Raw genomic sequence first — 12193 nt, forward strand, 5'->3', positions numbered from 1 at the left:
GCCGCAAGGCCCGCCTCGACCTCTCCAACTCCAGTTCAAAGCCGTCGGCTCGTTTGATCCGGCTGCGGAAAGGTATGTCATGAAAACCGAACACATGCTCTCGCGCCGTGGATTTTGCCTCTGCTGCATCGGTTCCGGATTCGCCGCCACGGGAGGATGGTTGAGCCCCCGCGAGGCCTATGCCGAGGCGCGCGGCCTGGTGAGCCTCATAAAGGACAGCGCCGCCAAGTCGGCCATCTCCACCCACAAGCTGAGGAATGGCATCACCATCCTCGAAGGGTCGGGTGGCAACATCGCGGTGTCGGGCGGCAAGGACGGCCTCGTCATGGTGGACGCCGGAATCAGTGTCTCGCAGAAACAGATGACCAAGGCGCTATCCGACATCTCGCCGGACCCCGTGTCCCACTTGATCAACACCCATTGGCATTTCGACCACGCGGATGGAAACCCCTGGATCGGTTCCGACGGCGCAAAGATCATCGCGCACGAGAACACCCGCAAGTATCTTTCGCAGGTCCAACGGGTAGAGGACTGGGATTACAATTTTCTACCGCTGGCGCGGAGCGGCGTCCCCCAGCATGTGTTCTCGAAGGAGCATACGCTCAAACTCAACGGTAACACACTCGATCTGAAATATTACGGCCCGGCCCACACGGATGGCGACATCTACGTGATGTTCGGCGAGGCGGATGTCCTGCATGCCGGCGACACATACTGGAACGGCATCTATCCGTTCATCGATCACTCGACAGGCGGAAGCATCGACGGAATGATCGCTGCCGCTGAAGCGAACCTCGCCGCGTCCACCGACAAGACCATCATCATTCCTGGACATGGAAACCCGGTGAGCAATCGCGCCGAGTTGCGTGACTTCCGTGACATGCTGGTCGCCATACGCGAGAACGTAGCCAAGCTCAAACGGCAGGGACGATCCCTTGACGAGACGGTTGAAGCAAAGCCCACGGCTGCGTTCGACGAGAAGTGGGGCCAGTTCGTGATTGATCCCGCCTTCTTCACGAGGCTCGTCTACGCCGGCGTCTAGGTGGGCCGACCTCACGAAACCCTTTCGGCGCGCTCCTCCCACCGCTCCCTCGCGCGCCTCCGGGGCGCCGCTTTGGCGTCCCGGATCTATTCGCAACCAGTGATCTCGAAGGAGACGAACATGCCGGATGAAAAAAGCGGGCTCGTAATCGATATCCCTGTCGAGCTGCGAGAAGTGAAGTCAGTCCACAGCATCGGAGGTTTGGAGTTCGAGGGTGATTTGCCTGCGGCTCTATTCCATCTTCAGTTGATCACGACGGACATCGCGAATTGGAAGGCGGCTTCTGAAGTGATCGTGGTGTTCCACACCAACGCCGGCCACGTCACGCTTGGCGATGAGGCCTACAATGCGTCGCGGAACATCGCCACCGGCAACCCCTACAAAAAGCTGGTCGCGGACCTCATCGACATCGGCGTCAAGATCGAGCTTTGCGGAGCGACTGCGAAGGTGAACGGATGGGGCAACGCCGATCTTCTGCCCCGCATCAAGATCAATCTCGACGCCATGGCGCGGACGATTCAGCTCGTCCAGCAAGGATTCGTCAAGATCACCGAGTGACCTTTCGGCTCCCTGTCCTGCCAAGAATCGAACGCCCAAGGAGAGTGCCATGCTTCAACTGCCATTTGGGTTTCATTCAACGGCCCCGGATGTCCTGAAGGGAATTGTTCTCCATGGAAAGACAACAATCGTGACCAGAGGCGCAAGCGGGATCGGCACTGAGACGACGGCAACTCTAACCGCCGCCGGCGAGCCCGTTGTCATCGCTAGTCAGCGCGCCTCGCGGGTTCGTTCACCCGCTTGAACATGCCCGGCGTGTATCCGGTTATTCGCTTGAACACCTTATTGAACGCCGCATCGGATGAATATCCCGTCTTGTGGGCGATCTCCGATATCGGCGCTTGGGATGTGAGGAGAAGCGTCGAAGCGCAGTAAACTCGCCAGGAGGTCATGTATTTCAGGGGAGTCTGGCCGAGAACGTTTTTGAAACGCGCGGCGAAAGCGGACCGAGACATGCCCGCCATTCTGGCAAGGGAATCGATGGTCCAGTCCTTCCCGGGATCCGCATGGATCGCCTCGATAGTGGATTTTAGGCGGCCATCCGATGCAGCGGCCAACCAACCGCGTTTCTGGTGCCTGTCATCGCCAACGTAGGCTCGGAGCGCATGGATAAACAGAAGCTCGAACAGCCGGATCACCGCTGCGTCTGCGCCCAGACCAGAAACGGAGGTCTCAAGTGCAAGCATGTTCAGGATGGTCGCGAAGCCCTCCGTCCGTCCAACGCCTTTGGTCAGATGCAGAAACGGCGGAAGCACGTCGAGGACGTAGTTGCGCCCGAGCGGCTCCATCTCGAAGGACCCGCTGATGAATGTCGTCGTGGCTCCGCCGCCGCCGAACTTGATACCGTTGCCGACGCGAGCTCGCTCCACGTCGACGCAGTCGATGAGTATCGAACGTTCGTCGTCGAAAATCTGGTAAGCGGCATCGGCCAGCAGGATGAAAACGTCACCGGTTTCCAACCGTGTGGGCAGAGCCTGGTTGGGCGTTGTCAATACAGCCGAGCCGCTCACGACATGTACGAACTTCACCACGGGCTCGCCGGGGGAGATTATCCCCCAGGGTGCGCTGGCCTCCAGGCGGGTGAACTTCGCCTCTCTAATGCGGGGGGCAGTGAAGATTTTCGAAAGCGCGTCCATGTCGCCTCGCCAGAGTTGGACGATCCGACAACAATCCGAGAATATCATATCTCAACCGTCCGGAGCGGGCGACTTATGTAGGCACCCTAACGGAGATTTCAAATGCAGAGCGACATAGAGGCATTCGAAGCGATCGGGCTTCAGAAGGCCCGGTATTGCCGATACATCGATATTAAACGCTGGGATGAGTTCGGGAAGCTGTTCTCGGCCGAACCAGAAGTGCGGTTCATGGACCCTGAAGGAAACACAGTCGGCGCGTTCAATTCTGTCGCCGATTTCGTCGCGATAACCGCCCGCTACCTTGAGGGCGCCCGTACGATCCACCAAGTCCACAACGCCGAGCTGGAACGAGTGTCCGCCCACCAGGTCACGGCGATCTGGTCCATGGAGGATTACCTCGTCTTCCCGGTGGACGACGAAACGCGTCCGGCCAGCATGCACGGCTACGGACACTACCACGAAACGTGGGAGCTGGCGGATGGACAATGGCGCATTGCGAAGCTCGCCCTCCATCGCACCATTCTTGAAATCAAGCCCAAGGAGCGCGTTCAATGACCCAAGCACCAATCAGAGTTGGCATCATCGGGGTACACCCCGACCGTGGCTGGGCATCTACCGCCCATGTCCCCGCTCTTCAGGAACTGCCGCAGTTCCGGCTTTCGGTGCTAAGTCACAGCCGGATTGAGGTCGCACAGGCAGCGGCCCAGAAGTTCGGGTCCGACCACGCTGTTTCATCGACCGAGGAGCTCGTGAACCATCCCGACGTGGACCTCGTCGTCGTTACAGTCAGGGTCCCGGAGCACCTCCAGCTCGTGACCGCCGGCCTCGAGGCCGGGAAATCAGTGTTCTCCGAATGGCCTCTCGGCATGAACCTCCGGGATGCGGAGGCCATGAACGAGCTCGCCGCCGCCAGGGGTGTGTCGACGATGGTCGGTCTCCAGACCCGAGCCAACCCGGCAATCAGGCATACCCGAAAGCTCATCGGCGACGGGTATGTTGGCGAGGTTCTGTCGGCCTCCGTTATCGGTTCCGGAATCAGCTGGGGGGAAGAACTCGAGGAAGCCTTCCGGTACACCCTGAACCCATCCAATGGGGCGAGCATGCTGCACGTTCCGTTCGCGCACACAATGGACGCCCTCGGGTTCGCGCTGGGCTCTGAGTTCCTCAGCGTTTCAGGGACGCTCGCAACCCGGCGGCCCACAATCAGAATGATGGAGAGCCGCGAGGTTGCTCCGCTCACTGTCGCAGACCAGGTCGCCTTTAACGGAAGGCTTGGATCGGGCGCTCTTGTGACAAGCCATTTCCGCGGCGGCCTGTCGCGCGCGACGAATTTCCATATGGAGATCAACGGAACCAAGGGAGACTTGCTCCTGACCAGCCCCGTCGGCTACGTGGGCGTTGGCGGGTTCAACCTTTCTGGCGCGCAAGCGGGCGAGAACCTGCATCCAATCCCCGTTCCAGGCGACTTCGGGCCGGATGAGAATGTCCTGATTGGCAACGTTAAGAAACTTTACGAACTCTTTGCCTCCGACAAACTGTCGGGTACACGCCAAACCCCGACGTTCGACAGCGCCGTCAAGCTGCATCGGCTGATAAACGCGGTCGAACAGAGCGGAGGGGGGTGGCGCGATGTCTGAGAAGATGCGTGCGTTGGTGCTGGACACCCCCGGCGGACCTGAAGTCCTGCAGGTGCGGGACATACCCATGCCGAAAATCGAGAGACCTCAGGATGTTCTCATCAAAGTGGTCGCAGCCGGGATTAATCCGGCCGATTGGCAGAATAGAAAGAGTGGACAGAGGCCGGATCCCGATGCAGACGCCGGATCGCCGACAATCCTCGGCATCGACGGCGTTGGCGTTGTCGAGGATATCGGCGACGCTGTCGACAACGTCGCGATCGGGGACGAAGTTTGGTACATCGATGGCGGCTATCCCGGCAACCCGGGCAGCTACGCGGAGTACAAGGTGATACATGGTGGGTATGTTTCGCGAAAACCGAAGAACCTCGATTTCGTGCAGGCTGCCGCGCTCCCTGTGGTCGGCCTGACCGCGTGGGAAGCCGTCTTCAACAAGGGGAGGGTCAAGCCGGGCGATCACGTGCTGGTGCACGGTGGAGCGGGCGGCCTTGGCCACATCGCCATACAGTACCTTTCGGCCATCGGGGCGCGGACGGCTACTACTGTTTCAAGTGAGGAAAAAGCCGCCCTCGCGCTGAAGCTGGGTGCAGACCTGGCAATCCTTTATCGGACGGAAGACGTCGGCTCGGCACTGAAGTCTTGGAGTGGCAAGGACGGCGCCGATGTTGTGTTCGACTTTGTCGGACATGACAACTTCGCGCGAAGCTTCGGCCACGTCGCGCCATATGGCCGCCTGGTGAACACCGTGGTCTCCAATTGGCCGAGCGGCGGAAACGGGTTTGCGGAATGGCGAAACCTGGACATCTCGTTCGTCAATATCGGCCTGCCGCAGATCGCTCGCGACCATCAGCGTAGACTGAGACAAGTCCGCGTTCTCGACGAGATATCCGAAAGGGCCGACCAGGGCACGCTTCGTGCCCACATCGACCGTGTTGTCTCATTCGAGGGGGTGGGCGAAGCCCAGAGGGCACTGGAGGCCGGAGAGACTTTGGGGCGAGTGGTATTGAGAATTTGATGCCCTCGTTCGGAGGAGGTTGGCTCTCGCACCAAGGCGATACCAGAGGCTGCTGACGATCGACCGACAAGATTCAAGCTAGGGTAATACCCTTCGGTTGCTTGAGTACGCGGGGCGTCCCTTCACGCGCTGCAGTTTACTACCGAGCCTAAGCTCTTAAAATCGTGAGGAGATGTGATGTCTATGAGCCCGGATGTGATCAGGGGTTATCAGGCAATCGGCGGAGCGGCGCGTAAAACCAATCTCTTGGGTACCAAAGTCAACGAACTGATCGCTCTAGCGGCTGCGGTCTCGTTGCGCTGCGATGGCTGCATCGTTGTCCACACCGACGCCGCGCTAATGGCGGGCGCCACGCGTGAAGAGATCGCCGAGGCGCTCGGAACGGCGATTGGTGTCAACGCTGGGGCAGGACTCGTTTATTCCACGCGGGTGATGGATGCTGTCAAATCAAAGACTTCATGAACGCACGCGGTACATCGAGGGTCAGCAAGGAAATGCAGTTGGATTAGGGACACTGTCCAAGCTCAGGCACGCCCGGGGGCCGCTTGCGGCCTTCGGGCACGATGAAGATCTGCGTCGATGTGTAATTGCGCAGCCCGGTCCGGCCCGGCAGATCATGGCATCGGAACGCGATGGGCTCTCAAGCGAAACGGACGGATGTCCGCCGCTTTCCGGCCACGATCTCTTACTGCAGACGCTGGACCAGCGCCTCCAGTCCGTCGGGGCCTTTGATCGCCCATTCCTGGACAGCCGTCGGATCAACGCCTTTCCGACGCATCGCTGCCGCGAATTCGTCGACGTCCGCCCGGTTCAGCTCGGCGATATGTACTGCGTTGCCCACCGTCACCTTGGTGCCCAGAGCCTGCAGGATGAAGCTTCCGCCGCTGCTGTGATCGAACGCGTCTCGGAGGCCCGCGAGGGAGACGCCCAGCTTCTCCGCCATCGCGAACACCTCGACAATGTTACGCAGGTTCGAGACTGTAAGAGCGTTGTTACAGAGCTTCGCCATCTGGCCTGAACCGACCGGACCCATTGAGACGATATGAGTGCTATGGCACTCGATAACAGGTCGGCTTGCGTCAAGTGCCTCAGCGCGGCCTCCGACAAAGCAGGTTAGCGACCGCGCTTCCGCACCAGGTCGCCCACCACTGACGGGCGCATCGAGAAAGTGCACGCCGAGCTCCTCGGTGATACGTTCAAAGTTCTCGGCTTCAGCGGGATCGCCGGTTGCATGGTTCACGATGGTCGCCCCTTTGCCCAATGCCTGGAGCAACGAACGGTCAGCTAAGAGGTCATGCAAATCGCTATCGCCACGCAGGCACAGGCACAGCAGGTCAACGTTTGCCGCAAGTTCGACAGGGTCAGCCTCTTTTACGTGCCGGGCGTTGCCAAGAGCATCGAACGAGACAGCACGTCTCGCCCAGACGTGTAAATCGAACTTGTCGGCGATCGCAGCAGCCATGGGCGCACCCTGGTCGCCGAGGCCGATGAATCCTACGCGAAGGGCGTCGCTCATTTCGGCTCTCCCACGATGCGCAATGCCATCTCCCAAAGCCGGTCCGCATTGGCGCTGTCGAGCGCGTAAGGCGCAACACCTTCGAGCTTCCCCTCCGGTCGGCGTGCGGTCAGAGGCGCCTCGTGGCAGTTGTCGAAATATCGACCGTTGACGCCCTCGACAAGCGGCGAGGCGGCTAGCAGCACGGATGTCGCGGCGCCTTGCTGAGAGTTCTTGCGAAGATGCTCGGGCGTCTTGAGGCCGCCGGTGTGTCGCTGGAGGTTTGTCGCGATTGCCCCCGGATTGAGGGCGTTCGAGACGATGCCGTCAGACGCCCAGCGCTCCTTGATGCCAACCGACAGCAGTATGCAGGCAGTCTTCGACTGGGCATAACCCAGAAGCGGGTTGTACTGGGTGAAATGAAAATGGGGATCATCCCAAATGACCGGGCCGAAGAGGCTGCCGGTCGAACTGACGGATACAACGCGTGCTCCATTGGCGGCGGCAAGCTGGCGACGCAGCCCCATCGTCAACGCGAAGTGGCCGAGGAAATTCGTGCCGAACTGCAGCTCGCAGCCTTCTGCGGTTCGTTCCAGCTCCGGCACCATCATGATGCCCGCATTGTTAACAAGGGCGTGGATCGGTTTGTCCCAGTCGCCGACGAACTTCTGTACAGAATTCAAGTCGGCGACATCGAGTGGGCGGACTTCAATCTTCGAGTTACCGGTCTCCGTCCTCAAGCCCTTTGCGACTTCTTCCGCGGCGTCAACGCGCCTCGCAGCAATGGTTACGGACGCACCGGCGGCGGCTAGGCTCTTTACCGTTTCGATGCCGATGCCGCTGGCCCCGCCGGTTACGATCATGGTCTTGCCGGACAGGTCGACACCGGCGAGAACCTCCGATGCGGTCGAGGTAAAGCCGAATGGAATTTGCTGAGACATCGTAGTTCCTTTCCTGATGGGTTGTGTTTGAAGTAGCAGTTCTTCATTGTGCTGATTAGATGGACAACACAGAACGGCATGCTGAGAGAATTCGAACGGTCGGCGCGATGTCGCCCGCGGAGCTGGCGGCCTTCGCAGCGGTTGCCGAGTACGGCGGATTCCGCGCGGCCGCTCGACGCAGCGGCCTCAGTCCTTCCGCTCTCAGCCACAGTGTCGCGAGCTTGGAGAGCCGCCTCAATGTGCAGCTCTTCCATCGCTCCACCCGCAACGTATCGCTCACCGACGCAGGTCGGCGGTTCTTCGCCAGACTTCGCCCGGCGCTCGTTGAGATCGCTGACGCCGCGGACGAACTGGGTGAATTCACTTCGAAGCCCTCCGGGACGTTGCGGATCAACGCGGATGCGACGGCTGCGGAGCAGGTGCTGGCACCATTGGTGCTCGAATTCATGGCGGCGTTTCCTGACGTGCGCGTCGAAATCGTCAGCGAGCGCCGGCTCGTGGACATCGCCGAAAACGGGTTCGATTGCGGCATCCGTTCCAGCGAGATTATCTCGGAGGACATGGTGGCAATTCCGGTCGGGCCGATGCAGCAGCATATCGTCGTCGCCGCCCCGTCGTATGTTGCAGGCCGTCCCCCGTTGCGATCGCCGGCCGAGCTGAGGGGCCATCGTTGCATCCAGCTTCGTATGCCGGGAGGCAGCCTGTACCGCTGGGAGTTCGAAAGGCGAGGAGAGGCACTCGTTGTCGAGACGACTGGCGGCCTCGTCCTAGACAATTCAAGGCTCATTCTGGCGGCGGCAGTCCACGGTTACGGCCTGGCTTACGTGACGAAGTGGATGGCCGCCGCCGCTCTTGAAGCTGGCGCCTTGGTCGAACTGCTGGGAGAATGGACGCCGCCTTATCCAGGCCTACATCTCTATTACCCGAGACACCGCCATCTCAGTGCCTCCATGCGGGCCTTCGTTTCGTTCCTACGGGATCGAAACCAACGACGATGACCCGCTTCTTCCCATTGATTGGAATCTCGAACGCAGGATCTCCAACATCGACCGTCACCCAAGACGAACTCTATCCGGACCCGCCGGGATAGATCGCGCGCATGCGGACGGCTCGGGCGAGCAGGGGGCGGTCACGTGGCCAGGGTGGGGAGCTGCCGCTATCTGGAAATCTGTGCGAGAAGCGCTTCGATATCGTCGACTAGGTCCTGATGATCTTCAAGGCCAACGCTTATGCGTAAGACGAGATCGTCTGCATCCCACCGCCGCACCGTCCGGTAGGCCTTGACGGGCATGGGTGCGACGAGACTGCGTGTTCCGCCCCAAGATGCTCCTATCGCAAATGTTTTGAGCACATTGAGAGCAGGCGAGACCCGATCGGACAGGCCTCGTTTGAAAACGACGCCAAAGACACCTGATGCCCCATGAAAGTCCCTCTTCCAAATGGAGTGTCCGGGATCGGTGGGCAATGCTGGATGGACAACGCGTTCCACGATATCCGCTGCCTGTATTCTTTCGATCAACTGAAGCGCGCCTTGACTTGCATGTTTCATGCGGACGCCCAGCGTTTCGAATCCTCTCATGACCAGCGAGGCGTCGTCCGGAGACACTGAGATACCCATCCGCCCGAGCGTTGATCGTATTGGAGCAATTAGTTTCTGATCACGGACCGTCAATGATCCCAGCAGTACATCGGAATGTCCCGAAATGTACTTGGTCAGCCCCTCTGTGACGATGTCTGCTCCAAGCGTCAGAGGCTTGTAGTTCAGCGGTGTCGCCCAGGTGTTGTCGCAGCCAACCAGTGCTCCATGCCGATGGGCTATGTCCGTGATAGCGGGCAGGTCCTGGATTTCCATTGTCGTAGAACCTGGAGATTCGCACCAGACGATCTTGGTTCTGGCGTTGATTTTGGTCTCGAGATCAGATGGGTCGACAGGATCGTAGTAGACAACCTCAATGCCGAAGCGCACCAGTTCCATATTGGCGAAATCGCGCACCGGAGGGTACACGGAATCTGCAATGAGGACCCTGTCACCCGCCTTGAGAAATGGAAGCATCGCAATCGCGTTGGCCGCCTGGCCCGAGGGTACAAGGAAAGTTCTGGCACCCTTCTCGAGAGCTGTCAGTTTTGCCTCGAGTGTTCTGGTTGTCGGCGTCCCGTAAAGACCGTAGCTGTAGCCGTCGGGTCCCCGTTTTCCTCGGTCGGCGTAGTCCTCCGCCGTCTTGAAGACGATCGTTGACGCACGGTGCACTCCGATCCCCAGCGGTGCGAACCCTTCGGTTTTTACGCTTGGCGTAACGACACAGTGGGTAAGGTCCTTCATCGTATCTTCCTTTTCACCGAGGAGTGCGTGGTCTGATGCGAGCTAGTCGATCGAGGATTTCAGGCCGGTTGTATCAAGGGAAATTATCAAGCGAGACAAATGTGGCGTCGTTTCTTCGCAATCCTCGCGTCTGGCCATGCGGAAAGAATGGGTTTCAGTGAAGCGGGTCCCGCGCATGAACACGCGGGACCCCGGCTATGACGCGATGTCGACGACGAGCTTTCCGTCAACCTTGCCACCTTCAATCAGCTCGTGAGCCGTCATCACACTTTCGAGGGTGAAGGACCGACTGTCGAGCCGCGGCATCAACTGACCCTTTTCCGCGAGGCGCGTCGCTTCCTTCATGATGTCTCCGTGACGCTCACGGCCTTCGCCAGTGAGCAGCGGAAGCAGTGTGAATACTCCGGAATATGTCGCGGCCTTGAATGAGAGCGGGGCGAGTGCGTGTGTGCGCCAGCCGAGGCAGCTAACCACGTGCCCAAAGCGGGCGACCGCCTTGAACGCGGTGTCCAGGCCAGCGCCGCCAATGGTGTCGTAGACGACGTCAAAACCTCGTCCTTGAGTGTACTTGGCGACATACTCCTCGACGGTCTCCGTGGCGTAATCGATCGGCGTCGGATTGAGGCTCTTGATGTAGTCAGCCTTGCGGGCTCCATCGACTGCATAAACATCCGCGCCAAACGATTTGGCAATCTGAACTGCTACATGTCCCACCCCGCCCCCGCCACCGAGGACGAGCACCTTCTGGCCAGCCCGGATGCCGACGCGATCCACGAGGCCTTCCCACGCCGTGATGAAGATGAGGGGTAGAGCGGCTGCTTCACGCATGGAAAGGCGAGATGGCTTGATGAGCCAGCAACCGTGCATCGACGGCCGCAAATTCTTTCCTTTCGCATGGAGATGGCATGCAGAAACGATTGGAGCTCGTTCTTAAAGTTTTGAGGTCTGCCCGACCGATTGCCGAGAAGAACCCGATGCATGGCAGAGTGGTCGAACGCATCGACAAGGCCGAGAACCTGCTGAAGGCGGCGCGTGGCGGCGACCAACCAAAGCACAAGTCTGGCACAGTTTGCCTGCACGATTGGTTCGGTCAGACGCGGCACAAGAGTGAGGCCGGCGGTGCCGGGCCCTGTCTGATAGAAGAGTCGAGCTCCGGGAACAATCCGGTCAGCCCGTCAACTCCGCTGTGGTGCCGTGCTGTGCCGATGAGATAAATACCCTGACAGCGCCGAGATCGCTGACTTCGGGATGCGCAATGAGATACTCGCTTGCCGCGACTGATGCACCGGCGATCTTCAGCCCGACCAGACGCTCGTCGTTGCCGAGTTCCTTGTCGAGAACAATCCCGAGGCCGAGGCCGTTGGCGACGGCTTCCTTGACCGCCTCCCGGCTTGCCAGCACCAATTCCTGACGGATGCGGATGTTCTTGTCGGCAAGGGCGCGCTCGAAAATCTGTCGCGTCATCGAGCCCGCCTCGCGCAGGATGAAGGGCTGGTCCTGGAGTTCATCGATTCCGATCGTATCTCGCCCACTCCATCGATGATCGGCCGGCACGACGACTAGGACCTCCTGCCCCACCAGGCGATGGCAGTAGAGATCGTCGCGGGGCTCGGTCAGGGTCACGACGGCGACATCGACGCGCTGCTGGGACACGAGATCGAGCAGGGTGCTGGTATTCGACATGCGCGTCTCGATATGGATGCCCGGCCTAGTGATGCGGAACCTGCGAATAAGCGGCATTGCGACATGCGGGCTGCAGAGCCCGATGGTCAGATGCCCCGTGCGGAGTTCCTTGCCCCCTTCGATCCTGGCGGCGACATCTTCCAATCCCTTGATAATCTGATGGATATGCGGAAGCAGATCGACACCATCGGGCGTCAGCTCCACGCCGGAGCCGCGCCGGTGAAACAATCTATTGCCGATCGCCTCTTCAAGCGCCCGCACATGCTGAGTAACCGCCGGCTGGCTGACGCTGAGCGCCTGGGCGGCGGCGGAGAAAGTGCCGTGCTGAGCGACGGCGTAGAAGGCTCGCAATTGCGAAAAATTCAT

General features: G+C 60.0%; 12 protein-coding genes and 1 pseudogene. 7 read left to right on the forward strand and 6 right to left on the reverse strand.

Annotated features, from left to right (window positions below):
* The first annotated feature begins 79 nt into the window (after positions 1–79).
* Together AC1DUP_RS30565 and AC1DUP_RS30570 are read left to right on the forward strand one after the other, a co-directional pair.
* On the forward strand, positions 80–1042 hold the full coding sequence (locus AC1DUP_RS30565; protein WP_477836467.1) for an MBL fold metallo-hydrolase: 963 nt from the start codon (positions 80–82) through the stop codon (positions 1040–1042).
* Positions 1043–1162: 120 nt separating this feature from the next.
* Positions 1163–1600, forward strand: coding sequence for a DsrE family protein (locus AC1DUP_RS30570; protein ID WP_477836469.1), 438 nt, complete (start codon positions 1163–1165; stop codon positions 1598–1600).
* A gap of 206 nt (positions 1601–1806) precedes the next feature.
* On the opposite strand, the gene AC1DUP_RS30575 is transcribed toward AC1DUP_RS30570, so the two are convergent.
* The gene (locus AC1DUP_RS30575; RefSeq protein WP_477836471.1) at positions 1807–2736 is read right to left on the reverse strand and encodes an AraC family transcriptional regulator; all 930 of its coding nucleotides are present in this window, start codon (positions 2734–2736) and stop codon (positions 1807–1809) included.
* 102 nt (positions 2737–2838) lie between these two features.
* On the opposite strand from AC1DUP_RS30575, the gene AC1DUP_RS30580 reads away from it, so the two are divergent.
* The 4 genes from AC1DUP_RS30580 (at position 2839) to AC1DUP_RS30595 (ending at position 5850) form a co-directional block, all read left to right on the forward strand.
* Positions 2839–3291, forward strand: coding sequence for a nuclear transport factor 2 family protein (locus tag AC1DUP_RS30580; protein WP_477836473.1), 453 nt, complete (start codon positions 2839–2841; stop codon positions 3289–3291).
* Entirely contained in the window at positions 3288–4373 is a 1086-nt protein-coding gene (locus AC1DUP_RS30585) for a Gfo/Idh/MocA family protein (protein ID WP_477836475.1), read from the forward strand. The genes AC1DUP_RS30580 and AC1DUP_RS30585 overlap by 4 nt, the downstream gene beginning before the upstream one ends.
* Complete coding sequence (locus AC1DUP_RS30590; RefSeq protein ID WP_477836477.1) at positions 4366–5388, forward strand: quinone oxidoreductase family protein; 1023 nt, start codon at positions 4366–4368, stop codon at positions 5386–5388. The genes AC1DUP_RS30585 and AC1DUP_RS30590 overlap by 8 nt, the downstream gene beginning before the upstream one ends.
* A 177-nt stretch (positions 5389–5565) precedes the next feature.
* Entirely contained in the window at positions 5566–5850 is a 285-nt protein-coding gene (locus tag AC1DUP_RS30595; protein WP_477836479.1) for a carboxymuconolactone decarboxylase family protein, read from the forward strand.
* 223 nt (positions 5851–6073) lie between these two features.
* Here AC1DUP_RS30595 and AC1DUP_RS30600 read toward each other — a convergent pair whose 3' ends face one another.
* Positions 6074–6904, reverse strand: coding sequence for an NAD(P)-dependent oxidoreductase (locus tag AC1DUP_RS30600; protein ID WP_477836481.1), 831 nt, complete (start codon positions 6902–6904; stop codon positions 6074–6076).
* Complete coding sequence (locus tag AC1DUP_RS30605) at positions 6901–7824, reverse strand: SDR family NAD(P)-dependent oxidoreductase (protein WP_477836483.1); 924 nt, start codon at positions 7822–7824, stop codon at positions 6901–6903. The genes AC1DUP_RS30600 and AC1DUP_RS30605 overlap by 4 nt, the downstream gene beginning before the upstream one ends.
* Before the next feature lie 107 nt (positions 7825–7931).
* On the opposite strand from AC1DUP_RS30605, the gene AC1DUP_RS30610 reads away from it, so the two are divergent.
* On the forward strand, positions 7932–8822 hold the full coding sequence (locus AC1DUP_RS30610) for a LysR family transcriptional regulator (protein ID WP_477836485.1): 891 nt from the start codon (positions 7932–7934) through the stop codon (positions 8820–8822).
* A gap of 158 nt (positions 8823–8980) precedes the next feature.
* On the opposite strand, the gene AC1DUP_RS30615 is transcribed toward AC1DUP_RS30610, so the two are convergent.
* The 3 genes and pseudogenes from AC1DUP_RS30615 to AC1DUP_RS30625 all read right to left on the reverse strand — a co-directional run bounded on the left by AC1DUP_RS30615 (position 8981) and on the right by AC1DUP_RS30625 (position 12193).
* Entirely contained in the window at positions 8981–10144 is a 1164-nt protein-coding gene (locus AC1DUP_RS30615) for a trans-sulfuration enzyme family protein (protein ID WP_477836487.1), read from the reverse strand.
* 195 nt (positions 10145–10339) lie between these two features.
* Positions 10340–11027: pseudogene (locus AC1DUP_RS30620) on the reverse strand (zinc-binding dehydrogenase); the annotation flags it as partial.
* Positions 11028–11311: 284 nt separating this feature from the next.
* Entirely contained in the window at positions 11312–12193 is an 882-nt protein-coding gene (locus tag AC1DUP_RS30625) for a LysR substrate-binding domain-containing protein (RefSeq protein ID WP_477836489.1), read from the reverse strand.

The sequence above is a fragment of the Rhizobium sp. 01L419 genome (genome assembly GCF_056400025.1).

Excerpts from the sequence above, each read along its gene's own strand:
- AC1DUP_RS30600 (WP_477836481.1), bottom strand. The coding sequence starts at position 6,904 with ATGAGCGACGCCCTTCGCGTAGGATTCATCGGCCTCGGCGACCAGGGT.
- AC1DUP_RS30575 (WP_477836471.1), bottom strand. The coding sequence starts at position 2,736 with ATGGACGCGCTTTCGAAAATCTTCACTGCCCCCCGCATTAGAGAGGCG.
- AC1DUP_RS30595 (WP_477836479.1), top strand. The coding sequence starts at position 5,566 with ATGTCTATGAGCCCGGATGTGATCAGGGGTTATCAGGCAATCGGCGGA.
- AC1DUP_RS30590 (WP_477836477.1), top strand. The coding sequence starts at position 4,366 with ATGTCTGAGAAGATGCGTGCGTTGGTGCTGGACACCCCCGGCGGACCT.
- AC1DUP_RS30570 (WP_477836469.1), top strand. The coding sequence starts at position 1,163 with ATGCCGGATGAAAAAAGCGGGCTCGTAATCGATATCCCTGTCGAGCTG.
- AC1DUP_RS30605 (WP_477836483.1), bottom strand. The coding sequence starts at position 7,824 with ATGTCTCAGCAAATTCCATTCGGCTTTACCTCGACCGCATCGGAGGTT.
- AC1DUP_RS30615 (WP_477836487.1), bottom strand. The coding sequence starts at position 10,144 with ATGAAGGACCTTACCCACTGTGTCGTTACGCCAAGCGTAAAAACCGAA.
- AC1DUP_RS30585 (WP_477836475.1), top strand. The coding sequence starts at position 3,288 with ATGACCCAAGCACCAATCAGAGTTGGCATCATCGGGGTACACCCCGAC.
- AC1DUP_RS30625 (WP_477836489.1), bottom strand. The coding sequence starts at position 12,193 with ATGAATTTTTCGCAATTGCGAGCCTTCTACGCCGTCGCTCAGCACGGC.
- AC1DUP_RS30565 (WP_477836467.1), top strand. The coding sequence starts at position 80 with ATGAAAACCGAACACATGCTCTCGCGCCGTGGATTTTGCCTCTGCTGC.
- AC1DUP_RS30610 (WP_477836485.1), top strand. The coding sequence starts at position 7,932 with ATGTCGCCCGCGGAGCTGGCGGCCTTCGCAGCGGTTGCCGAGTACGGC.
- AC1DUP_RS30580 (WP_477836473.1), top strand. The coding sequence starts at position 2,839 with ATGCAGAGCGACATAGAGGCATTCGAAGCGATCGGGCTTCAGAAGGCC.